At 68.3% G+C, this 23415-nt stretch carries 21 protein-coding genes; 8 read left to right on the forward strand and 13 right to left on the reverse strand.

All coding sequences use genetic code 11. From position 1 onward, the window contains the following. Positions 1-154 precede the first annotated feature (154 nt). On the reverse strand, positions 155-925 hold the full coding sequence (locus F614_RS0112005) for a S9 family peptidase (protein WP_019558959.1): 771 nt from the start codon (positions 923-925) through the stop codon (positions 155-157). Positions 926-1058: 133 nt separating this feature from the next. On the opposite strand from F614_RS0112005, the gene F614_RS0112010 reads away from it, so the two are divergent. Next, positions 1059-1259, forward strand: coding sequence for a YdcH family protein (locus tag F614_RS0112010; protein ID WP_017942660.1), 201 nt, complete (start codon positions 1059-1061; stop codon positions 1257-1259). Positions 1260-1570: 311 nt separating this feature from the next. On the opposite strand, the gene F614_RS0112015 is transcribed toward F614_RS0112010, so the two are convergent. Continuing rightward, positions 1571-2866 (reverse strand): NAD(P)/FAD-dependent oxidoreductase, encoded by a 1296-nt coding sequence (locus F614_RS0112015; RefSeq protein WP_018865533.1) that lies wholly within the window; start codon positions 2864-2866, stop codon positions 1571-1573. Between the two features lie 18 nt (positions 2867-2884). Then, entirely contained in the window at positions 2885-3196 is a 312-nt protein-coding gene (locus F614_RS0112020) for a c-type cytochrome (RefSeq protein ID WP_018865534.1), read from the reverse strand. Positions 3197-3421: 225 nt separating this feature from the next. Between F614_RS0112020 and F614_RS0112025 the strand changes: the two genes are divergently transcribed. Continuing rightward, positions 3422-3730, forward strand: coding sequence for a PilZ domain-containing protein (locus F614_RS0112025; RefSeq protein WP_081618392.1), 309 nt, complete (start codon positions 3422-3424; stop codon positions 3728-3730). Between the two features lie 29 nt (positions 3731-3759). Here F614_RS0112025 and F614_RS0112030 read toward each other — a convergent pair whose 3' ends face one another. Then, complete coding sequence (locus F614_RS0112030; RefSeq protein WP_018865536.1) at positions 3760-4152, reverse strand: DUF3775 domain-containing protein; 393 nt, start codon at positions 4150-4152, stop codon at positions 3760-3762. Positions 4153-4155: 3 nt separating this feature from the next. Continuing rightward, a complete protein-coding gene (locus tag F614_RS0112035; protein WP_018878102.1) occupies positions 4156-4467 on the reverse strand; it encodes a DUF2288 family protein in 312 nt (103 codons plus the stop codon). A gap of 95 nt (positions 4468-4562) precedes the next feature. Here F614_RS0112035 and F614_RS0112040 point away from each other — a divergent pair, with 95 nt between their 5' ends. The 3 genes from F614_RS0112040 to F614_RS0112050 are packed head-to-tail and all read left to right on the forward strand — an operon-like array spanning position 4563 to position 6965. Continuing rightward, on the forward strand, positions 4563-4892 hold the full coding sequence (locus tag F614_RS0112040) for a PepSY domain-containing protein (protein ID WP_026279137.1): 330 nt from the start codon (positions 4563-4565) through the stop codon (positions 4890-4892). Continuing rightward, complete coding sequence (locus tag F614_RS0112045) at positions 4889-5605, forward strand: response regulator transcription factor (RefSeq protein WP_018865539.1); 717 nt, start codon at positions 4889-4891, stop codon at positions 5603-5605. The genes F614_RS0112040 and F614_RS0112045 overlap by 4 nt, the downstream gene beginning before the upstream one ends. A 25-nt stretch (positions 5606-5630) precedes the next feature. Continuing rightward, positions 5631-6965 carry a HAMP domain-containing sensor histidine kinase gene (locus F614_RS0112050; RefSeq protein ID WP_018865540.1) on the forward strand — a complete coding sequence of 445 codons (1335 nt, stop codon included), beginning with the start codon at positions 5631-5633 and terminating at the stop codon, positions 6963-6965. A gap of 45 nt (positions 6966-7010) precedes the next feature. Here the strand turns inward: F614_RS0112050 and F614_RS0112055 are convergent, their stop codons facing one another. The 8 genes from F614_RS0112055 to F614_RS0112090 all read right to left on the reverse strand — a co-directional run bounded on the left by F614_RS0112055 (position 7011) and on the right by F614_RS0112090 (position 20181). Beyond that, on the reverse strand, positions 7011-8267 hold the full coding sequence (locus tag F614_RS0112055; protein ID WP_019558960.1) for an FAD-dependent oxidoreductase: 1257 nt from the start codon (positions 8265-8267) through the stop codon (positions 7011-7013). 25 nt (positions 8268-8292) lie between these two features. Further along, the gene (gene hrpA / locus F614_RS0112060) at positions 8293-12222 is read right to left on the reverse strand and encodes an ATP-dependent RNA helicase HrpA (RefSeq protein ID WP_019558961.1); all 3930 of its coding nucleotides are present in this window, start codon (positions 12220-12222) and stop codon (positions 8293-8295) included. 2 nt (positions 12223-12224) lie between these two features. After that, complete coding sequence (locus tag F614_RS0112065; protein WP_019558962.1) at positions 12225-12815, reverse strand: SPOR domain-containing protein; 591 nt, start codon at positions 12813-12815, stop codon at positions 12225-12227. 3 nt (positions 12816-12818) lie between these two features. After that, a complete protein-coding gene (argS, locus tag F614_RS0112070; RefSeq protein WP_019558963.1) occupies positions 12819-14582 on the reverse strand; it encodes an arginine--tRNA ligase in 1764 nt (587 codons plus the stop codon). Positions 14583-14669: 87 nt separating this feature from the next. Further along, positions 14670-16874: a primosomal protein N' gene (locus F614_RS0112075; RefSeq protein ID WP_019558964.1), complete on the reverse strand. Its 2205-nt coding sequence runs from the start codon at positions 16872-16874 to the stop codon at positions 14670-14672. A 480-nt stretch (positions 16875-17354) separates the two neighbouring features. Beyond that, the gene (locus F614_RS0112080) at positions 17355-18743 is read right to left on the reverse strand and encodes an NAD(P)(+) transhydrogenase (Re/Si-specific) subunit beta (RefSeq protein WP_018882595.1); all 1389 of its coding nucleotides are present in this window, start codon (positions 18741-18743) and stop codon (positions 17355-17357) included. After that, complete coding sequence (locus F614_RS0112085; RefSeq protein ID WP_017942675.1) at positions 18740-19051, reverse strand: NAD(P) transhydrogenase subunit alpha; 312 nt, start codon at positions 19049-19051, stop codon at positions 18740-18742. The genes F614_RS0112080 and F614_RS0112085 overlap by 4 nt, the downstream gene beginning before the upstream one ends. Next, positions 19048-20181, reverse strand: coding sequence for an NAD(P) transhydrogenase subunit alpha (locus tag F614_RS0112090; RefSeq protein WP_038037147.1), 1134 nt, complete (start codon positions 20179-20181; stop codon positions 19048-19050). The genes F614_RS0112085 and F614_RS0112090 overlap by 4 nt, the downstream gene beginning before the upstream one ends. A 378-nt stretch (positions 20182-20559) precedes the next feature. Here F614_RS0112090 and F614_RS0112095 point away from each other — a divergent pair, with 378 nt between their 5' ends. From F614_RS0112095 to F614_RS0112105, 3 genes are all read left to right on the forward strand, one after another. After that, positions 20560-21141, forward strand: a complete 582-nt coding sequence (locus F614_RS0112095; RefSeq protein WP_018879637.1) for an HNH endonuclease — start codon at positions 20560-20562, stop codon at positions 21139-21141. Positions 21142-21254: 113 nt separating this feature from the next. Next, positions 21255-22349 (forward strand): ferrochelatase, encoded by a 1095-nt coding sequence (gene hemH / locus F614_RS0112100; protein WP_018876542.1) that lies wholly within the window; start codon positions 21255-21257, stop codon positions 22347-22349. Positions 22350-22383: 34 nt separating this feature from the next. Next, positions 22384-23142, forward strand: coding sequence for a molybdopterin-binding protein (locus F614_RS0112105; RefSeq protein ID WP_018865550.1), 759 nt, complete (start codon positions 22384-22386; stop codon positions 23140-23142). Positions 23143-23415 lie beyond the last annotated feature (273 nt).

Consider the following 23415-nt stretch of genomic DNA (forward strand, 5'->3'; position numbering starts at 1 on the left):
GCCGGCCCTCTCGCCCTGCGCTCGCGAAGATCGCCCAAACTCGACAGGCTCCCGGGGCCATGTTGTAGGAGGCCAGCCCTCTGGCCGATGGGGTTTTGCCGGCGCCTGATCGGCCAGGGGGCTGGCCTCCTACGGGCTGTGGCTTGCGCTGGGGCTAGTCCAGCAGGTTCGCCGACCAGGCGCGGATCAGGCCCGCCACGTAGCGGGTGTGTTCCGGTCGCGAGAGCAGGTGGTCGGCCTGGTGCAGGGCGACAAAGCTCTTGGGGTGGCGGGCCTGCTGGAAGATCTGGCGGGCGTGATCGACGCTGACCACCGTGTCGCCCGGTGCGTGCAGCAGCAACAGCGGCCGCTGCAGATTGCCGAGTGCGTGGTCCAGGGTCGGCTCCTCGATCGACTCGATGAAGGCGCGCCCGATCTCCACCGGGCGTCCGCCGATGCTGATCCGGGCGGAGCCCTCGCGCCGGATCTCGTCGGCCGTGTCCCCGAACAGGTGGGCGACGTGGCCGGGCCGGCTGGGGGCGGCAATGGTGACGACGCCGTCCAGCGTCTCGCGCTGCGCGCCGACATGGATTGCCATGGCCCCGCCGAAGCTGTGACCGACCAGCAAGTTGGTGTGCCGCCCGGTGAAGGTCTCCAGCGCCTCGAGCGCCGAGTGGAGGTCCTCGCAGTAGGTCTCCAGCGTGCTGTCGCGGAACTCGCCCTCCGAGTCACCCAGGCCCATGAAGTCGAAACGCAGGGTGGCGATGCCTTCCTCGGCAAGGGCGCGCGCCAGCCGTACCGTCGCCGGGAAGTCCTTGGAACAGGCGAAGCAGTGCGCGATGCAGGCCTGACCGCGAACGGCATCGGCCTCGGGTGTGACCAGTACGCCGCCCAGACGGGGGCCGCGCGGGGTCTGGATGGTGAGCGGGGTGTTGTGGATCGCCATCGAGCAGGCTCCTGAAGGGCGGCTATGGTCCCGCCGGGGACGGTCTGCGATCATACGGGTTTGATGATCCGAATGGCCACGCGGGATTCTTCCGCCACGCGGCCATCACTTCACGGGACCACTGGGGGCCGGCTTGGAAACCGAAAGTCAGATTCGCGCACGCTTGGCCGAGCTGGAGGCCGAACACCGCGCCCTGGATTCCGCCATCGGCGTGATGCACGAGCAGGCCGCACCCGACATCTTCGCCATCCAGCGCCTGAAGAAGCGCAAGCTGCAACTGAAGGACGCGATCCAGCGCCTGCGCAGCCGGCTGATCCCCGACCTCAACGCCTGACCCGGGATATTCACCACGAAGCGGACGGGGGCGCGCATGAGAGCAAAGCGCGTGACAGGAAGATTAGAAGACAGGAAGAAAGGCAAGGCTATAGGCCTTGGGCCCAGATCGTTCTGTTAAGCGTTTACCCGTCGGTCAGATCAGGGGCTCACGACACATAAAGTAATCTGTTTTTCTTCCCGCTCTTCCAGCCTTCCTGTGAATCGCCCTTGACCTTGACCTTCTTCGTGCCTTCGTGGGCTTCGTGGTGAGCAAAAAAAACGGCGCCCGGAGGCGCCGTTCGAGTGCGTTCCGTGATGGAACGGCTGGGGTCAGCCCCAGATGTCCTGAGTGATCCCGGCATACCAGGCCCGGGTGTACTGCGCCTCGCGGCTTCGGAAGCTGGAGCTGGCGCCCGACGGGCTGACGCCACCGGCACCATCGACCCCTGCTTGCGCGCCATCCTTGTACTGGTAGACCGCGGCCACGCTGATCGCGTAGTCCGGGGTGACCAGGCTGTAGCAGGTGTTGGCGGAGGAGGGGTTGATTGGCTCCTGGCCGGACAGTTCGCGCACGACCGCGGCCGCGACGATCTTGCCCTGGTTGTTGGCCGAGTGGCCGGACTTCGGCATGGCGCCCGCCACGCTGGCATCCCCCAGGACGTAGATGTTGTCGTCCATCTCCGACTTGAAGGTGAGCTGATCCACCGGGACCCAGCCCTCGTCATTGGTCAGGCCCACGTCGTGGGCGATCTGGCCGGCGCGCTGGGCGGGGATGAAGTTCAGCACGTCGGCACGGACGCGTTCGAAGCCGCTGTCGGCCAGCACGGTCATGTTGTCGACATCGATTTCCTCGGCGCGACCGCCCTCCGAGCCGGCGCGCCATTCAATCATGTCGCCGTAGTGCTCGGCCCAGCCTTCCTCGAACAGGCCCTGCTTAGAGAAGCCATCCTTCGGATCCAGGATGATGATCTTGGAGCGCGGCTTCTCCTGCTTGAAGTAGTTCGCGACCAGTGACACCCGCTCGTACGGCCCCGGCGGGCAGCGGAACGGGTTCGGCGGGGCGACCATGACGAACACGCCGCCGTTCGGCATGTTTTGCAGCTGGGAACGCAGCAGCTCGGTCTGCGAACCGGCCTTCCAGGCGTGCGGGACACGGTCGGCGTCGGCCTCGGAGATGCCGGGCATGTCGTCGTAGCGGAAATCGATCCCCGGGGACATCACCAGCTTGTCGTAGCTCATGCTGTCGCCGCCGGCCAGGCGCACGCTGCGCGCGGAGGCGTCCACCGCGGTCACCCGGTCCTGGACGATCTCGATGCCGTAGTCATCCCGCAGGGTGTCGTAGCCGTGGGCGATGAAGTCCATGTCCGCGAAGCCGCCGATCACCCAGTTGCTGCCATAGCAGGTGTGGTAGGTGGCGTTCGGCTCGATCAGCGTCACGCGCATGTCGGGCGAGAACTGCTTGATGTATTTCGCGGCGGTCGCGCCGCCGGAGCCGCCGCCCACGACCACGACGTGAGCCTTGTCGGCCCCGCGCATGCCGTTGGCTGCACAGCCAATGCCAGCGAAGGCCGCGGCACTGCTGATGCCGGCGACCTTCAGGAAATTGCGTCGAGTAAAGTCATGCATGATGTGATTCCCCCCTGATCAGAAGCGGCTGAAGTAGCCGGCCATCGCTTCGATTTCCTCGTCGGTGTAGCCCTTGGCGTGACGATCCATGATCGTCGCGTCACGGTCACCGTCGCGGAATGCCCTCATCTGGCTCTCGATGACATCAGCGGGAATCCGGCCCAGATCCGGTACACCCTCCTGAGCGCCGGCCGCGTTGTGGCAGGCCTTGCAGGAGGCGGCCATCAGCTGGCCCCGGGTGATTTCGTCGTCGGCAAGGGCCTGGGTAGCAGTGCCCGCCATCGCTAGCGAGGCGGCAAGCCCCACCAGGTACAAATGCGATTTCTTCATTGGAACGGACTCCTCCGTTAGAAGTGGCTTTTTGCGAGCGACAGCTGTGGAGTACTGCCTTCATCCTCGGGCCCGGTGTGGTGATCCGGGTTGTGATTTGCGCCACCGGGTTCGAGCCCGGTAGTTGCGCCTGATCGCGAAAACCAACGATCATGGAGACCGTATAGCACACAAAAAGCGCCTTTTCGATACATCGCAGAGGCATCTGCCACCAGGAGGAGTGCCATGACAGGGGAACGGCGTCGTCATCCACGGATCCCGATGACGGTCGAGGTCGTGGCCGAGTGCGAAAGCGGGGACACGGTGACCCTGACCACCAACGACATCTCCGGCGGCGGAGCCTTCCTGCAGTGGGACGATCCGGAAAACGCCTGTGTGGGGCACCTGATGAAGCTCGCATCGGATGACGAGTTGATGCTCCAGGTCTTCGGCATGCTCGGGGATGGCGGCGAGGCGCCGCGGGTGAAGGCCCAGGTGGTGCGGGTGATGGACGGCGGCATCGCCGTGCGCTTCGATCCCGAGGAGCTCGAATAGGGGTTGCCCCGATACCCGAGGCGGACGCGCTAGTCCTCGCGCTCGATCTGTTCCAGGCCCGCGGCCCACTCGTCGGCGATCATCGGGTTCGTCAGCAGCCAGTGCACGGTGTCCGCGCTCCAGTCGTCGCGGGCCTCCTGCAGTGCGGTATCCCAGTCCGTGACTGCGTAATCCCCGCGCCCGACGCCGCTGAGCGCCTGCAGTTCCGCCTGTTGCTCCGGGCCCAGGTCGCGCAGCGTGCCCTCCAGCTCCTGCAGGGTCAGGTCGCTGGCGTGGTCGGCCAGCACCTGCAGGGCCCAGTCGTCGTCACTGCCCTCGGAGCCGGTATCCGGGAAGACCACGTCCTCCTTGGCGTGGAACTCGCGGGCGGCCTGGATCAGCCGTTCCAGGGTCTCGCCGGGGATGCCAAGGGAGACGGCCATCGTCTAGTGGGACGGGGTCCGCTCCTGGGCGAGGACCCAGGGCGCAGCCACGATGGCGGTGAAGATCGGATCGTTCGCGGCCCAGCGCCGGGCATCGTCATCCGAGGCGCGGGCGACCTGGTCATTGGCCAGCCATTCGCTGACCTGATGCGTGGCGTCATCGCGGAAGGCGCGGGCCACCTCGATCAGGTCCAGTTCCGGTGCCACGCGGATCACCACGCCGCGGGCGAAATGCGGCATGAGCTCCTTCCACGGCAGCGGACCGGCCTCTTCTTCCAGGGGGATCTCGGGTTGTTCGGCAGGGGCGTCTTGCATGACGGTTCCGGTCGGTTTCAGATAGGGTTCAGGCTAGGCCGATACCCTTGCATCTTCAAGACCTTTCCACGCAAATCCCCGGAGGATGCGCCACCATGCGACCCACGCCGGATCTCCAGCCCGGACACCGCGAGCGGCACCCGATGCGGCGTCGCTCGGGCCCGGTGCGGGCGCTGGCCATGCTGTTCCTGGTCGCGCTTCCGGCACAGGCGCAGTTCAATACCGACGACCCCGAGGCCGCGGTCTGGGACCTGGACGAGGCTGTTGCCCAGATCGAGGCACATTACCCGGGGCGGGTCCTGCATGCCCGCGAGGATGTCAGCCGCTACGGGGCGCGCCTGTTCGTGATCCGGATCCTGACCAACGACCAGCAAGTGCGTACCCTGCGCATCGAGGAAGGTACGGAAGTGGAGCTCCCGGAATGAATCTGCGCGTGGTACTGATCGAGGATGACGTTGCCCTGCGCAACCAGATCGGCGAGGAACTGGACCGCAGCGGCTGCCGCGTGGATACCGCCTCGGATGGCGAGACCGGATTGTACCTGCTGACCGAGTACCACTGCGATATCGCCGTGGTCGACCTTGGCCTGCCCGGCATGGATGGCCTCGACGTGATCCGCAAGGCGCGCGAGTCGAAGCCGCGCCTGCCGATACTGATCCTGACCGCGCGCGACCGCTGGCAGGACAAGGTCGAGGGTCTGGAGGCCGGCGCCGATGACTACCTGGCCAAGCCCTTCCATATCCAGGAACTGCTGGCGCGCCTGCGCGCCCTGGCGCGCCGCAGCCTGCAGTCTGGCCAGGAGCGGCTGCACTTCGGCCCGCTGGTGATCGATACCGCCGGCGACGAGGTCTGGTTGAATGGCGAATCGGTGACCCTGACCACATTCGAGTACCGCCTGCTGATGACCCTGGTGCGCCAGCCCGGCCGGGTGCTGAGCAAGGACGCGCTGGCGGACTACCTGTACGACCACGACGAGGACCGCGAGAGCAACGTGATCGAGGTCCTCATCGGTCGCCTGCGTCGCAAGCTGGATGCCGATGGCAGCCTGGGGCTGATCGAGACCCTGCGCGGGCGCGGCTACCGCTTTGCCCGCGAACCCGACCCCGCCCCGGAAAACGAGTCGGACAGCGCCCGATGATCCACCCCGAGGCCGCCCGGTCCGCATGAAGGCGGCCCTGCGCAAGCTGCGCGGCAGCCTGGTCCTGCGCCTGGCGGGGGTCACGGCCGTCACCGTGCTGATCTTCTCGCTGCTGACGGCCTGGGTGCTGGAGGCGGCCTTTCGCGACAATGCGGCGGACGCGGTGGAGACCCGGCTGGAGGCGCAGGTGCTGCTGCTGATGGGGCTGGCCGAGGTGATCGGGCCCGCGGATGTACGGGTCCCCGAGATGCTCCCCGAAAGCCGGCTGCAACTGCCGGTCAGTGGTCTTTATGCGCGCATCCTCGGCGAGGAGGGCCAGACTCTCTGGCGGTCGCCCTCGACGGTGGGCGTCTCGCTGCGTGGCTGGTCGGAGGACGAGTACTTCAGCTTCAGCCTGCCCGTGCAGTGGGAGCTGGAGGGCGACCAGGTGGGACTGACCTTCCAGATGCTGGAGGACCGCGAGGCCTTCAATGAACAGGTCGAACAGTACCGCGTAAGCCTGTGGCAGGGGCTGGGCGCGATGACCCTGTCCATGATCCTGGTGCTGTCGCTGGCGCTGTGGTTCTGGGGGCTGCGCCCGTTGCGCCAGGTGCGGCGCGACCTGGACGCCCTGCGCCATGGCGACCACGCCCGTCTGGGCGGGTACTATCCCACCGAGGTCCGCGCCCTGACCGGCAGCATCAACGACCTGGTCGAGTTCGAGCGGGCCCGCCTGGCGCGCCAGCAGAATGCCCTGGCGGACCTGGCCCACAGCCTGAAGACCCCGATCTCCGCGCTGCGCCTGAACCTCGAGAGCGCGCGACCGGACCCGGACGACATGCAGCACCAGGTCGACCGGTTGCAGGGGATCGTCCAGCACCAGCTGAATCAGGCGCAGCGGCTGGGGCCGGCCCCGTTCCAGGCTGCCGAGCCGCTGGCGCCGATCATCGAGCGAACCGGCCAGGCGCTGGGACGGCTCGCCGCGCAGGAGGGGGTGACGCTGGAGACCGACCTGGCCCCGGGCTGTGCCCTGCGCATGGACGGTGGCGCCATCTTCGAGTTGCTGGGCAATACCCTGGACAACGCCATTCGCCATGCCACCAGCCGGGTGCGGGTCACGACGCGCTGCCAGCCCGGCGAGGTGATGCTGATCATCGACGATGACGGTCCGGGTATCCCGCCGGCCGACCGGGCCCGGGTGCTGGAGCGCGGCCAGCGCGCGGACACACGCGGCGGGCAGGATGCCGACCGGGATACCGGTCAGGGGCTCGGGCTCAGCATCATCCATACCCTGGTCACCGACCACCGCGGGACGCTGTTCATCGAACAGGCCCCGGATCTGCACGGGGCCCGCATCCGCATGGTGTTCCCGGGGGGCTGAATCGACTTACCGGGGTGCTATCCCGCAACAGCCGGTTCGCGCGGATCAGAGTCCCAGGCCTTCCATCGGCAGGCTCGGTGTTTCGCCCAGCACTCCGGCCCGCACCAGTGCCGCCGCCCCGCAGGCAAAGGTCCAGCCCAGGTGTCCGGATCCGGTGTTCAGGTGCAGGCCCGCGATGGCGGTGGGGCCGAGGATCGGTGTGCCACGGGCACTCATCGGGCGCAGTCCGGTCCACGGGGCCATCGTCTGCGGGTCGAAGGTTGCGGGGAGGCCGGTCAGGGTGCGCCGGCACTGATCGAGAACATTGGCCGCGCGCTCGATGTTCAGGTGGCGGTCGCGGCCGGCAAATTCGGCGGTACCGGCCAGGCGCAGGCGCGCCCCCAGCGGGGTCATCACCACCTTGTTGGCGTCATCGATCAGCGGCAGGTTCAGCCGGCAGTCGGCGTCCATCGGCAGGGTCAGCGAATAGCCCTTTACCGGGGCGACGGGCAGATGAAGCCCCAGCGGGCGCAGGAGGTCCGGGGCGTGGTAGCCATTGGCGACCACGCAGGCATCCGCCGCGATCGGCCCTTCGGAGGTCTCCACCGCGTCGATGCGGCCTAGGTGGGTGCGCAGGCGCCGTACGGTGACGTTCGGGTAGTAGCGGATGCCCCGGCGCTGGCCGATCGCGAGCAACTGCTCGGTGAACCGTGCCGCGTCGCCGATCGCATCCCCGGGGAAGAACAGCCCGCCGCACAGGCGGTCGCGGACCGGGGCCAGTGCCGGTTCCTCCGCGATGATCCGCTCCACGTCCCAGTCTTCGAAGCGCACGTCCTCATCCATCATCGCCTCGCTGGCGGCGCGATTGTGGGCCTGGCTGGCCGGGTCCTGGAACAGCTTCAGGATGCCGCAGCGGCGAAAGTCGAAATCCAGCCCCTCGGTCGCCAGTTCCCGCTGCAGGCGGTCGATCTCCCGGAGCGAGAACGCCGCCAGGCGGGCATTCAGGCGGGTGTGCTGCTCGAACAGTGAGCGCCGGCTGTGCCACAGAAAGCGCAGGCCCCAGCCGGCCAGCCCCGGCAGGGCGCGCGGACGAAGCAGCAGCGGCGACTCCGTGCGCCCGAGAAAGCGCAGCAGGTCCAGCCCGACGCCGGGGGTGTTCCAGGGCTCGGCATGGCTCGCATGCAGCATGCCGCCATTGGCCTGGCTGCAGCCGGTGGCGGGGGCGGGGCCGGCATCCACCAGCACGACCTCGGCCCCGGCCTCCCGCAGGTACCAGGCGGTGCTCACGCCGATCACGCCGGCCCCGATCACGACTACGCGCATCCGTTGCTTCCTCTGTCCAGATTGCTTATTGGCCGCTTGCCAGTCGTTGGATCACGTCGGTGTATTCGCGTTCCAGCCGTTTCGGCGACACCTTCTCGCGCGTGCCCAGTTCCTGGGCGAACTGCGAGACGCGAAACTCCTCGATGCGGTAGCGAAAGGCGAGAACGTCCGGGTGGTCCGGTGCCCGTGCGATCAGCTCCTGTGCCTGCTGCCACAGCGGCTCGACCGCCACGCGTCGGGCGCGGTCCTTGTCCGGGGCCTGGGTCAGGCGTTCCAGGCGCTTGTCGATTGCCTGCAGGTAGCGCGGCAGCTCGGGCAGCACGGTGTGCGGGGTGCGCAGCAGGAAGTCGGCCGGGACCAGCGCCTCGAGCTGCCCGCGGATGTCGCGCGCGGCCTCGATCCAGGACAGCGGCAGATCCCCCTGCAGCCGGGTGCGCAGGTCGTGCCAGTGGCGCAGGATCTCGGCGGCCAGGCGCGAGAGCTCCATCACCGTGGGCGAGAACTCGGGCAGGCTGGCCTCCAGGCGCTCTTGAAAGTTCTCGGCATCGCGCGGCCACGGCTCGGCCAGGAACACCCGGTCGGCCGCGGCCTCCAGGATTTGGTCGCGCAGGGCCTCGCAGCTGCCGAGCGTCGAGTAGTTCAGGCAGGCGCGCTCGATCTCCGGGAGCTGGCGGCGCAGGTCGCGGGCGGTCTTGCGCACGCCCAGCAGGAACAGCCGGCGCAGCCCCGCTCGGTGGGCGCGTGCGGCCCGCGCCGGGTCCGGTTCCAGCTCCAGCGAGACCGCATCGCCGCGGTCGACCAGGATCGGGAAGGCGCGCAGCTGCGCCCCCTGGTGGTCGAATTCGACGCTCTCCGGCAATGCGCCGAAGTCCCACTCGGTGATCCCCTCGCGGGTGATCTCGTCCGGGCGGCTGGCGTCGAAGTGGGCCTCGGCGCTGTCGCCCAGCCGGCGCTTCAGCGCGGCCAGGTCGCGGCCGCTGGCCTGCTCGTGGCCTTCCGGGTCGAGGATGCGAAAGCGCATCACCAGGTGTGGCTCGAGGTTCTCCGGGCGCCAGGCATCCAGCGGGATCTCGGTGCCGGTCATCGCGCGCAGGGCCTCGGCCAGCGCCGGGATCAGCGGGCCCTGGCGGTGCTCGATGCGCGCGAGCGCGGCCTGCGCGAAGTCCGGCGCGGGCACGAACTGGCGGCGCAGGCCCTTGGGCAGGCTCTTCAACAGGGCGGTCACGCGCTCCTCCAAAAGCCCCGGCACCAGCCAGTCGCCCAGCCAGTCGGGTACCGCGTTCAGCGCGGCGATCGGGATGGTCACGGTCACGCCGTCGTCTGGCTGACCGGGCTCGAAGCGGTAGGCCAGCGGCAGGCGCAGGCCCTCGACCTCCAGATGGTCGGGGTAGGCCCCTTGCGGGAGCGCGGTGTCCGGCTCGTTCAGCAGTTCCGCACGGTCGATCCGCAGGGCGTCGGGGTCCCGCTTCTCGGCCTTGCGCGCCCAGGTCTCGAAGCTTGTGCCGTCGGTGATGTCTTCCGGCAGGCGGGCGTCATAGAAGTCGAACAGCCGATCCTCCTCCACCAGCAGGTCACGCCGGCGCCCGCGCGCCTCCTGCTCGGCGATCTCGGCGACCGCCGCGCGGTTTGCCTGCACCCCCTTGGAGCGGGTGCGCAGCTCGCCGCCGACCAGGCCCTCGCGGATCAGGATACGCCGCGCCTCGGCCGGGTCGTGTCTTGCGAAGTCCACCGGCTTTTTCGGGGCGACGACCAGGCCGTACAGGGTGATGCGGTCGAAGGCCCCGACGCGTCCGCTGCGACGCTGGAAGTGCGGCTCGAAGATATGGTGCTTGAGCAGATGCGCCGCCGCGGCCAGGATCCAGTCGGGCTCGATACGGGCATTGTCGCGGGCGTAGACGCGGGTGGTCTCGGCGATCTCCGCGGTCATCACCCAGGCCGGCTTCTTTTTCGCCAGGACCGAGCCGGGATGGATCTGGAAGCGGCGGTTGCGCGCGCCGAGGTAGTCGCCGCGCTCGGTCTTCTGTCCGATCTGGCTGACCAGTCCGGTCAGCAGCGCGCGGTGCACGGGCTCGGCGTCGGCCGGCTGGTGGTTCGGCTTCAGGTCCATCTCGCGGGCCTGGCGCAGCAGCTGCACGCGCAACTCCTGCCACTCGCGCATGCGCAGGAAGTTCAGGAAATGTTCGCGGCACCAGCGCTTGAGCGCATTCGAGCCAAGATCCTCGCGCGCGGTGTGCCAGGCCTCCCACAGCCGCAGCATGCCCATGAAGTCGGAGCCCTCGACCTGAAACTCCCGATGGGCCTGGTCCGCCGCCTGCGTGGCCTCGGCCGGGCGTTCGCGCGGGTCCTGGAGCGACAGGAAGGCGGCGATGGTCGCGGTCTCGGTCACGCAGCCGTGGTCGGCCCCGGCCAGCAGCATCGCGCCGTGGCGCGGGTCGATGGGCATGCGCGCCAGCTGGCGGCCGCGCGGGGTGATGCGGCCGCGGGCATCCACCGCGCCCAGCTCCTCCAGCAGGCGATAGCCGTCCTTGACCAGGCGCGGGTCGGGCGGGTCCACGAACGGGAACTGGCGCGGCTGGCCGAGCTTCAGCGCGGCCATCTGCAGAATCACCGAGGCGAGATTGGAGCGCTGGATCTCCGGGTCGGTGAAGGGCGGGCGCAGGTGGTAGTCGTCCTCCGCGAACAGCCGGATGCAGATGCCGGGGCCCAGCCGTCCGCAGCGCCCGGCGCGCTGGTCGCAGGCGGCCTGCGAGATCGGCTCCAGGCTCAGGCGCTGAACCCGCGAGCGCCAGGAGTAGCGCGAGACGCGGGCCAGACCCGAGTCGATCACGAAGCGGATGCCGGGGACGGTCAGCGCGGTCTCGGCGACATTGGTGGCGAGCACGATGCGCCGGCCCGAGTGCGACTGGAACACCCGCGACTGCTCGCGCGCGGACAGGCGCGCGTACAGCGCCAGGACCTCGGTGTCCGCGCGCACCTGGCCGCGCAGGGCCTTGTGGGCGTCGCGGATCTCGCGCTCGCCGGGCAGGAATACCAGGATGTCGCCGGGGCCGGCGCGCTCGCATTCGGCCACCGCCTCGCGGATGCCGTCGAACAGGTCGCGCTCGCCGCGACCGGCGTCTTCGTCCTCGTCGGCCGCGTCTTCCGGCTCGATCGGGCGGTAGCGCAGCTCCACCGGGTAGGTGCGTCCGGCCACGGTCAGGATCGGGGCGTCGTCGAAGAACGCCGACAGCCGCTCCGGGTCCAGCGTCGCGGAGGTGATGATGATGCGCAGCTCCGGGCGTTTCTTCGATAGGCGCTTGAGCACGCCCATCAGGAAGTCGATGTTCAGGCTGCGCTCGTGCGCCTCGTCGACTATCAGGGTGTCGTAGGCGCGCATGTCCGGGTCATGCGCCAGCTCGGCAAGCAGCATGCCGTCGGTCATCAGCTTGACCCAGTTGTTCGGCCCGGTCTGGTCGGAAAAGCGCACCTTGAAGCCGACGGTGGAGGTCTTCTCACCCCCCAGCGTGGTGCCCAGTTCCTCGGCGATGCGGCTGGCGACCGAGCGCGCGGCGATGCGGCGCGGCTGGGTGTGGCCGATCAGCCCGGCCTCGCCGCGCCCGGCCTCCAGGCACAGCTTGGGCAGCTGGGTGGTCTTGCCGGATCCGGTCTCGCCGCACAGCACCAGCACCGGGTGTTCGCGGATCGCGGTGACAATTCGCTCGCGCTCGGCGTGGATCGGCAGGTCGCCGGTGTATACGGGCTGCGGGCGCAGACGGGCGCGCTCTTCAGTGCTTCCTTCGGCGTGGTCCAGGCGGTCGGCCAGGGTGCGAGCCAAGCGGTCGCAGGCCTGCCCGCGCTTCTGGCGCTGGCGGGCCCGGCGCAGCAGGTCCGCGAGGTGCTTGCGTTCGGGGCCGGCGGGCAGCGCCTCGATACGGGCGGCGAGGGCGTCGAGTTCCGGTGCGGGGGCCGGTTCCACGGTCAGCCCTGGTAGCGCAGACGCAGGGCCTCGATGTTCTCGGTGCGCAGGCGCTCCAGCGCCTGGCGCACGCGGTCCTCGTCACTGAACGGGCCGAGGTACACGCGGTACCAGGTATCACCCTGGATCTCGACCTCGTGCACCTGCGGGTCGAGGCCCAGCAGGGTCAGGCGGGCCTTCATCTCGTCGGCCTGGGCGAAGCGGCGGAACGACCCGGTTTGCAGGACCACCGGCTCCCCCTCGCTGGGGGATGCGGCGGGCGGCAGGGTCGGGGCAGGGGTGTCGCGCTCGGACTCTGGTACGCGGATCTCGTCCTCGGGCAGCAGCTCGTAGTAGCGAAACCGCGGTTCGTCGTCCGACGGTACGGTGTCGCGCTCCACGGGGGCCGGGGTCGGGGCCGGAGCGGCGGTCTCGGCTCCCGGGTCGCCGAACAGCGCGCCCAGGTCCGGTGATCGGTCGGCCCCCTGCAGGTACAGCACGGCGGCAATGCCCAGCCCGATCAGCAGGCCGATCAGCATCCACACCCAGCCGGGGGTCGGTCGCGCGGCCTTGCGCGGGGCGGACTTGCGACGGGTCTTGCGGGCCTGGGCCATGGTCTACATCCGTTCCGGGGCGGTCACGCCCAGCAGGCGCAGGCCATTGTGCAGCACCTGCTTGGCCCCGGTCAGCAGGGCCAGGCGTGCGCCGATCACGGCGGCATCCTCCGCGTTCAGGAATGGCACCGCGTTGTAGTAGGCGTGAAAGCCGGCTGCCAGCTCGCGCAGGTACTGGGCGATCTGGTGCGGTTCGCAGGCCTCGGCGGCCGCCGCGATCACCTCGGGGAAGCGGTCCAGGCGATCCAGCAGGTCGTCTTCCTGCGGCTCGGTCAGGCGCTCGGACAGCCCGGTGTCGTCCAGCGCGCTGGCGGCATGGCCGCGCTCGGCCGCAGTGCGCAGCACGCTGGCGATGCGCGCGTGGGCGTACTGGATGTAGTACATCGGGTTGTCGTTGGACTGCGACTTGGCCAGGTCCAGGTCGAAGTCCAGGTGCTGGTCGCAGCGGCGCTGCACATAGAAGAAGCGCGCGGCATCCGACCCGACCTCGTCGCGCAGTTCGCGCAGGGTGACGAACTGCCCGGCGCGGGTGGACATCGGCAGGCGTTCGCCCCCGCGGTAGAGGATTGCGAACTGTACCAGTAGCACGTCCAGGCGATCGGCCTCCAGGCCCAGGGCCTGCAGGGCGGCACGCACGCGCGGGACGTAGCCATGGTGGTCGGCGCCCCAGATGTTGATCACGCGCTCGAAGCCGCGCTGGAACTTCTCGCGGTGGTAGGCGATGTCGGAGGCGAAGTAGGTGTAGTCGCCGTTTTCGCGGCGCACCACGCGGTCCTTGTCGTCGCCGTAGTCGGTGGAGCGGAACCACAGGGCCCCGTCCTTCTCGTACAGCGCGCCGTGCGCCTCGAGATCCTGCACCGCGGCATCGATCGCGCCGGAGTCGGCCAGGCTGCGCTCGGAGAACCAGCACTGATACTCGACCCCGAACTCGCGCAGGTCGTCGCGGATGTCTTCGAGGATGGCGTTCAGGCCGCAGTCGAACACCGTGCGGTACAGCTCCGGGCCCAGCAGCTCGCGGGCGCGGGCGATCACCGCGTCGATGTAGATCTCCTTGTCGCCACCGGCCGGCTCGTCCGGCGGGAGGTCGCGGGTGACGGCCTCGGTCGCGTGCACGGCCTGTTCGCCGATCTGTGCGGTCAGGGCCTCGGCGACCGGGTAGATGTAGTCACCCTGATAGCCGTTGGCCGGGAACGGGACCTGCACCCCGTGCTGTTCCAGATAGCGCAGCCAGACGCTGGCGGCGAGGATGTTCATCTGCCGCCCGGCGTCGTTTACGTAGTACTCGCGGGTGACATCGAAGCCGCAGAAATCCAGCAGGTCGGCGACGGTGGCGCCGAACGCCGCGCCGCGGCCGTGGCCGACATGCAGCGGGCCGGTGGGGTTGGCGGAGACGAACTCCACCTGCACCGGGCGACCGCCGCCCACGCTGGAGCGGCCAAAGTCGGCGCCCTGGGTGGCGATGCGGCCGAGCACCAGCGTGCGGGCATCCGCGGCCAGGCGGAAGTTGATGAAGCCGGGGCCGGCGATCTCGGTGGTGGCGAGACCGGGTACCTCGGGCATTGCGGCGCTGAGGGCCTCGGCGAGGTCACGCGGTTTGCTCTTGGCCGGGCGCGCGAGCTGCATCGCGAGGTTGCTGGCAAAGTCGCCGTGTTCGCGGTCGCGGGCGCGCGTGACCTGCACCTCGACACCGTGATCGGCGGGTACACGGCCATCGGCCACCAGGGTCTCCAGGGCGGCCGCGAGGGCCTCGGTGAGGGTGTCTTTCAAGAGGGGCTCGATCCGTCGTGTAAAAAGGGCCGCATTCTAACCCGGAAGCGGCGCACGTGCCGCCCCGGCGCCTGCCGCGGGAACGGGTCAGGCGAGCGAGACGGGGTCGATGTCGATGGCGATGCGGGTGCCGCGCGGCAGGTCGTCGGCCTGCCAGGCGTGGCGCGCCCGTGCGAGGCCCTCGTGCAGAGGGTTGCGGCGCGTGGACTGCAGCAGGATCTGTTCGCGGAAGCGGCGGTTGACGCGGTGACGCGGCGCGGGGGCCGGGCCCAGTACCCGCAGGCCCTCGGTCGCGGCGCTGCGCAGGTGGGTGGCGATACGCTCGGCATGGCGGTGGGTGGTCTCGGCATCGCCGGCCTCGACCCGGACCAGGGCCAGGTGGCCGTGGGGCGGCATCTCGGCGGCGGCGCGTTCCTCAAGCAGGGGCGCGACCATTGCCGGGTAGTCGGCGGCATCCAGGCCGCGAATCAGAGGGTGGTCGGGATGCCCGGTCTGGAGCAGCACGCGACCGCCGCCGGAACCACGCCCGGCGCGGCCGGCAGCCTGCACGATGAGCTGGAGGGTGTTTTCCGTGGCGCGCAGGTCGACGCTGAACAGGCCCTGGTCCACGTCGATCACACCGACCAGTCCGACCTGGGGGAAGTCGTGGCCCTTCGCCAGCATCTGGGTGCCGACCACGATCGCGGCATCCAGCTGGCGGATACGGTCCAGTGCCGCCTCCAGCGCGCCCTTGTGACGGATGCTGTCGCGGTCCAGGCGGATCAGGGGGGTGGTCGGGAAGTGCCGCGCCAGAGCCTGTTCCAGCCGCTGGGTGCCGAGGCCGCGCTGCGCCAGCGGCTCGCCGCATTCCGGGCAGCGCTGGGGGCGGGGTTCCTGGTGGCCGCAGAGGTGACAGACAGCGCGCGGGTTGTGCGCGTGAATGGTCAGTCGGGCATCGCAATCCGGGCACTCGGCCACCCAGCCGCAGGCGTCGCAGGCCAGTACGCGGGCGAAGCCGCGGCGGTTGAGCAGGAGAAAACACTGGTGGCCGGCCGCCAGGGTCTGTTGCATGGCGTCGAGCAGCGGGGCGGTCAGGCCCTCGTCCGGGAGGTGTACGCGCGTGTCCACGGTCTCGACGGCGGGCGGCCGGCTTCCGTCCGGGCGTGTGGTCAGCCGGGCGTGGGCGTAGCGGCCCGTGGTGGCCGCGTGCAGGCTCTCCAGGGTCGGGGTGGCGGAGCCCAGGACCACGGGGGCCTGCTCCAGCTGGCCGCGCTTGATCGCCAGGTCGCGGGCGTTGTAGCGGAACCCGTCCTGCTGCTTGAAGGCGCTGTCGTGTTCCTCGTCGACGATGATCAGGCCGAGGTCGGGCAGCGGGGTGAAGAGGGCCGAGCGGGTGCCGACGACGATGCGGCGCTGACCCTGGCGGGCGGCCTCCCAGGCGCGCAGGCGTTCGCCCTCGGCCAGGCCGGAGTGGAGCAGGGCGACCTGCCCGGGAAACCGTTGCTGGATGCGCGTGCTCAATTGCGGGGTCAGGGCGATCTCGGGGATGAGGAACAGCACGGCGCGCCCGCCTGCCAGCACGCGGTCGGCCATCTGCAGGTAGACCTCGGTCTTGCCGCTCCCGGTCACGCCCTCCAGCAGCAGCGGTGCGCCGGTCCCGGGTGTCAGGGCCTCCACGGCCGCGCGCTGGTCGGGGGTCAGATCGTGGTCGCTGGTGGTCGGCGGTGGCGGCTGTTTCGGGTCGGGTGTGATCGCCTCCAGCCAGCCACGCCCCTCGTAGTCGCGCAGTTCGCGCGGGGCCAGCTGCAGGCCGGTCGCGGCGGCCAGGGTGGCGCGATCCAGGGCCGTGGCCGCGTGTCCCGGCTCCAGGGCGCGGAGGACCGCCTGCTGGCGCCGACCGCGCGCGAGGCCGTCGGCCAAGGCGCGGGTGCCCTCGGGGGTGATCCGCCACAGGGTTTCGGGGGTGAGGGCCGGCAACGGGTCGCCGTGGCGCAGGGCCGGTGGAAGTGCCCCCAGCAGGGCCTCGCCCAGCGGGTGATGGTAGTAGCGGGCCCCGAATCGCAGGAGCTCCAGCAGGCGGGGCGAGAGGAGCGGTTCGCTCTCCGGGGCCTCGTTCACCGCCCGCAGGCGTGCGGGCGGCACGTCACTGGTGGTCGCCAGATCGACCACCAGCCCGACCGTGGAGCCGCGGCCGAAGGGCACGCGAACCCGCTGTCCGGGCGTGAGCGACAGGCCTTCGGGGATGCGGTAGTCAAACAGCCGATCCAGGGGGCGATCCAGCGCGATGCGGGCGATTCGGGGCGCGACGGGCATGGGTCCAGTTTACTGCGTCGGGGCCCGGGAAGGGGGAGTCGGTTGTCTCAGGGTGGGTCGGGTTGTTATCCACAAAAGCTGTGGATAACTCTGTGGGTGAAACGGGGGGAAGGGCCCTAAATGCTTGTTACTGCTGGGGGCGTCTTGGATTGGCCAAAAATCGACCAGAAGCCAAAAGAATCGAATAAACAGATAGTTACGGGGTTTATGTGAAACGGAGTGCGCGCTCTGTGCGCTAAGCGGCCGTTGGTTTCATCGCTTGTGGGTAGTCTGTACAGGGTGTGTACAATTGTGACGCCGTCCCGGGTGTTCATCGGGCCTTGAGGAAACAGTGATTCATGCGCACGCAAAAGCGACTCGAGCGCCAGTGTGTACATTGAGCAGTGTTTCCCGAGCCAACAAAAAACCCGGCACCGCGAGGCGGTTGGCCGGGTTTCGGTGGCGGGACCCGTATCCGGATCTCGCATTTGGGGCGGGCTACTAGCCGAGGGCCTTGACCGATGCCACGAGCTCGGCGGCCACCTTCTGGCCGTCGCCGTAGAGCATCTGGTTGTTGTCGGCGTAGAACAGGTGGTTCTCGATGCCCGAGAAACCGGAACCCTTGCCGCGCTTCACGCAGATGACGTTGTGGGCCTGGTCGGCGTTCAGGATCGGCATGCCGTAGATCGGCGATTCCGGGTTGGTCCGGGCCACCGGGTTCACGACGTCGTTCGCGCCGATCACCATCGCGACATCCGCGGTCTTGAACTCCTCGTTGATCTCGTCGAGGTCGAAGATGATGTCGTAGGGCACGCCGGCCTCGGCCAGCAGCACGTTCATGTGCCCGGGCATGCGGCCCGCGACCGGGTGGATCGCGAACTTCACGTCCACGCCGCGCTTCTGCAGCAGCTGGGTGAATTCCCAGATCTTGTGCTGCGCCTGCGCGACGGCCATGCCGTAGCCCGGCACGATGATGACCTTCTCGGCGTAGGCCATCATGATCCCGGCATCGTTGGCCTGGATCTCCTTCATCGTGCCTTCGATCTCTTCCTCGGCGCCGCCGGCGGAGCCGCCGAACTGGCTGAAGAGGATGTTCTTGATTGGGCGGTTCATCGCCTTGGCCATCAGCTGCGTGAGCAGCGTACCGGCCGCGCCGACCACGATACCGGCGATCATCAGCGCCGGATTGTCCAGCACGATCCCCTTCAGGCCGACCGCCAGGCCGGTCAGGGCGTTGTACAGCGAGATGACCACGGGCATGTCGGCGCCGCCGATCGGCAGCGTCATCAGGATGCCGAAGGCCAGCGCCAGGACGAAGAACAGCAGCAGCGTCACCGAACCGATCTCGCCGCCGCCGGTGGCCATCATGAAGCCGAGGATTACGGTGATGGCGAAGATCGCGATGTTCACGACCTGCTGGCCCGCGAAGGTGAAGGTCTTCTTCATCAGACCCTGCAGCTTGGCGTAGGCCACCAGCGAGCCGGAGAAGGCCACCGAGCCGATCAGCGAGCCGGTCACGGCGATCGCCAGGCCGGTGTTGCTGACCGTTTCCGGGGTCGCCTGCAGCAGGTAGATCGCACCGATACCGGCCGCGGCGCCGCCGCCCATGCCGTTGTACAGCGCGATCATCTGCGGCATGTCGGTCATCGCGACCTTCTTGCCGCTCCACCAGGCCAGCGCACCACCAATGGCGATACCCAGGATGATCAGGGTGTAGTTCACGCCACCGGAGATCTCCGGATGCACGAAGGTCACGAGCGTGGCGATCACCATGCCCACGCCGGCCCAGATGATGCCCGGCCGCGCGGTGGTCGGCGAGGACATCTGCTTGAGGCCGACGATGAACAGTACCGCCGCCGCAAAATAGGCGAGGTTGATGATCATGCTCATGCGTTATCTCCCTTCTTGTCGTCCTTCTTGCTGGTCTTGAACATCTCCAGCATGCGTTCGGTGACGACGTAGCCACCCACGGCGTTGCCCGCGGCCAGGATCACGGCGACAAAGCCGATGGCCTGTTCCAGCGGGGTCGTGGCATGGCCCAGCGCGACCATGGTCCCGACCAGCACGATGCCGTGGACGAAGTTGGAACCGGACATCAGCGGGGTGTGCAGGATGACCGGCACCTTGGAGATGATCTCGTAGCCGGTGAAGGCCGCGAGCATGAAGATGTACAGCGCGATAAAGCCTTCGATGATCATGAGTTCGCTCCCTTCAGGGCCTCGCGGGTGGCCTCGTGCACGATCTCGCCGTCGCGGGTCAGCACGCTCTTGGCGATGACCTCGTCATCCCAGTCCGGCTGGAACTCGCCGCCCTCGGCGATCATCGGCGTGAGGAAATTGAGCAGGTTCTTTGCATACATCTCGGAGGCATGCAGCGGCACCTGCGAGGGCACGTTCAGCGGCGCGTGGATCACCACGCCCTTGTGCTTGCTGGTCTTGCCCGGCTTGGACAGTTCGCAGTTGCCACCACCCTCGGCCGCCAGGTCGATGATGACCGCGCCGGGCTTCATGCCCTCGACCATGTCCTTCGGGACCAGTTTCGGCGCGTCGCGGCCCGGGATCGCGGCGGTGGTGATCAGCACGTCGGCCTTGGAGATGAACTCGCCCAGGGCATCCTGCTGTTGTTTCTTCTCTTCCGCGGTCAGTTCGCGGGCGTAGCCGCCTTCACCCTCGGCGGAGACGCCCAGATCGAGGAACTTCGCACCCAGCGACTCGACCTGCTCCTTGGTGGCGGAGCGCACGTCATAGGCCTCGACCATCGCGCCCAGGCGCTTGGCCGTGGCGATCGCCTGCAGCCCGGCCACGCCGGCGCCGATCACGATGACTTTGGCCGGGCGGATGGTGCCGGCCGCGGTGGTCAGCATCGGGAAGAAGCGGCAGGACAGATCCGAGCCCATGATCGCGCCCTTGTAGCCGACCACGGCCGCCTGCGACGACAGCACGTCCATGCTCTGGGCGCGCGAGATGCGCGGGATCAGCTCCATCGCGAAGCTCAGGATCTTGCGCTCCTGCATCGCCTTGACCACGTCCGGATTGCGGTGGGCATGGAACAGGCTGACGACGGTGGAGCCCTCCGGCAGCTGGTTGACCTCTTCCACCGTCGGTGGGGCCACGCGGACCATCAGGTCCGACTGGCCGTAGGCCGTCTCGGTATCGACCACGGTGGCCTTCTCGTAGGCCGTGTCCGGGAAATGGGCATTGGAGCCGGCACCCTTCTCCAGCTGCACGGTGACGCCCAGATCGCTGAACTTGGCCGCCACCGTCGGATCCAGGGCCACGCGACGTTCGCCGCTGGCGGACTCCTTGGGAACGGATAATTTGATTGCCATGCGCTCTCTCCCCGGGCCAAACGTCCCGGTACTCCCCTGGGACGATCAGCCGCGCTCGCGGGTGGTGAAATCGGATGCGGCACGCCTGAAGCGGGCATGCCGCACAAAAAACGACCCGCGAGTGTAGCGGAATCGCCCCCGTGCTTAAACCGTGTCCTGCGCTTGCAGGGTCTTGTTCCGGGTCGCGGAGCGTACGATACCTCGGGTCATGGCGTTGTAATTGCTTTGTTCTCGAAGGCTGTTTATTGTTTTTCCGGTCAGTGTTGCGCTGAGGGAGACGCGGGCGTGCGATTCAATCAGCGTCTCCCAAAGGGGGCATGGATTTGTTCACTCGACCCCGCGTGAGCAAATCCGTGTTTCCTTGAGACGGGACGGGTCATGTTGCCGAACGAGCATCAGGTCCTGCGCACGGACGCCGCGGGCATGCCGCTGGAGTGGATCGGCCTGGAGCAGGCCGTGCGCCTCTACTACACCGAGCAGGTGGCCTACACCTGTGGCAGCCCGCTTTATCGCATGCGCGGCGGCATCAACGCCCGCACCGGGCTGCAGTCGCGGGTCGAGGTCAACTCGATCGTCGCGACCCATGGCACCCGCCAGTCCCGTTTCAACAACTACATCCCTCCGCTCAACAACACCACCCTGTTCCGCCGCGATGCCCATCTTTGTCTGTACTGCGGCCAGCATTTCTACGAACGCGACCTGTCGCGCGACCATGTGACCCCCATCAGCCAGAACGGCGAGGACACGTGGACCAACGTGGTCACCGCCTGCAAGCGCTGCAACAACCACAAGGCCGGGTTCACGCCGGAAGAGGCCGGGATGCAACTGCTGGCCATCCCGTTCACGCCAACCCACGCGGAGTACATCTTTCTCAAGGGCAAGCGCGTGCTGGCCGACCAGATGGAATTCCTGCAGGCGCACTTCCCGCGCACCAGCCCCCTGCGCGGCCGTCTGGGCTGAACCGGCGCTGGCTGCCCCCGGGTCGCCGGCGCGCTATCCTTGACCGCTGAACCAAATGGCGCTGCGCCACTCCGACAGGGAGTCAGCGTCCCCTCATGTCGGCAAGGAGCACCATGAAGTATTTCGGAGAAGCGGATTATCGTCACGGCCAGGCGCGCGACGTCGGCGTATTGCTGACCAACCTCGGCACGCCGGACGAACCCACCGCGCCCGCCCTGCGCCGCTACCTGAAGGAGTTTCTCTGGGATCCGCGCGTGGTCGAGGTTCCGCGCCCGATCTGGTGGCTGATCCTTAACGGCGTCATCCTCAACATCCGTCCGAAGCGCTCGGCCGCCAAGTACGCCACCGTGTGGACCGACGAAGGTTCGCCGCTGCTGGCGATCTCGAAGCGCCAGGCCGAGGGTGTGCGCCGCCGCCTGGCCGAGCAGGCAGGGGAGGAGATCCCGGTTGCGCTGGGCATGCGCTATGGCAACCCGTCGATCGCCGCGGGGCTGGACGAGCTGCGCCGCCAAGGTGTGCGCCGCGTGGTCGTGCTGCCGCTGTACCCGCAGTACTCGGCCAGCACCAGCGGCTCCACCTTCGATGCCGTCGCCGATGTGCTCAAGGGCTGGCGCTGGGTGCCGGACCTGCAGTTCATCGCCGCCTACGACGCCCAGCCCGGCTACATCGAGGCCCTGGCCAGCAGTGTGCGCGAGCACTGGCAGGAGCACGGCCAGGCCGACCGCCTGGTGATGTCCTTCCACGGCATCCCCAAGCGCTACCTGCTGCAGGGCGACCCCTACCACTGCCTGTGCCATGCCACCGGGCACAAGCTGGCGCAGGCGCTGGGGCTGAATGACGACCAGTGGCAGGTCACCTTCCAGTCGCGCTTCGGGCGCGAGGAGTGGCTGCAGCCCTACACCGACAAGACCATGGAGGCCCTGCCGGGGCAGGGCGTGCGCTCGGTGGACGTAATCTGCCCCGGCTTCTCCGCCGACTGCCTGGAGACGATCGAGGAGATCGGCGACGAGAATCGCGAGATCTTCCAGGAGGCCGGTGGCGAACGCTTCCACTACATCCCGGCCCTCAACGACCGCGCCGACCACCTCGACTTCCTGGCCGGGCTGCTGCACCAGCATCTGGCGCCGTGGCTCAACGATCCGGACAATGCCCCCGAGGCGCGTGCCGCGGCTCGCGAGCGCGCGCTCGCGCTGGGCGCCAAACAGTAACGTGGCGAAGGCCGGGGCGATGGACGGACCCGTGATGGCTGAACGGGAGCCGGGCGAGATCGAGATCGGCGCCGTGATCATTGGCGACGAACTCCTCAGCGGCAAGCGCCGGGACCGGCACCAGGCGCACCTGACCGAGGCGCTCGCCGAGAAGGGCCTGGAGCTATCATGGATTCGGATCGTGGGTGACAACGCTCGCCTGTTGGTGCAGACGTTCCGCGAAACCCTGGCAAGCGGAGCCGAGGTGTTCAGCTTTGGCGGTATCGGAGCGACCCCGGATGATCGCACCCGCGCCTGCCTGGCCGAGGCGCTGGGTCGCCCGCTCCAGCGCCATCCGGAATTTGTCGATCTGCTGGAACGCCGCTTCGGTGACGAGGCCTATCCGCATCGTATCCGCATGGCCGAATTGCCCGAAGGCGCCAGCCTGATCCCGAACCCGATCAACGGTGTGCCCGGGTTTCGCTGCGAACGGCATTATTGTGTACCCGGATTTCCTGCCATGGCCGAGCCCATGGCGCGCTGGGTGCTGGACCAACGCTTCCCCCAGCGCAACGCGGAAGCAGGTTCAGTGGAAGAGAGCCTGATCCTGCAAAACACCACCGAGAGCTCGCTGGTGCCGGTGCTTGAGGCAATAGAGGCCGCATTCCCGGACCTGCGTATTTCCTGCCTGCCGCGCATGGATCGCGACGCGCCGCGGGTCGAATTGGGCGTACGCGGTCCCCGCGCCCGCGTCACCGAAGCCCATGCACGGCTACGCCAGACTTTGATCGAAGCGGGCTTCTTGGCCCACTGAGTCCTGGAGAGGTGCGCGATTCAATTCGCGTTTCCCCGATGGTCGGCGGGCTGCCGACCCTTGCCGCACTTGTCATCATGCACCTCGTATTTTCGGATTTGAGCGCCCCGTCGTGGGGCGCGTTCGCCCTTACGTGATGCACGGGGTCCGTGTCGCCGCCTGGTTCCCTTTCCCTCTGAACCAATAAGCCCTCTTCGAAACAGCATCTTAACCCCCTTTCTCGATGCCCCCGGGGCATTGGCATGGATGCTGCAAACACTTCCAGGCGTAAGA

It is taken from the genome of Thioalkalivibrio sp. ALE12, assembly GCF_000381105.1.
Taxonomy (GTDB): domain Bacteria; phylum Pseudomonadota; class Gammaproteobacteria; order Ectothiorhodospirales; family Ectothiorhodospiraceae; genus Thioalkalivibrio.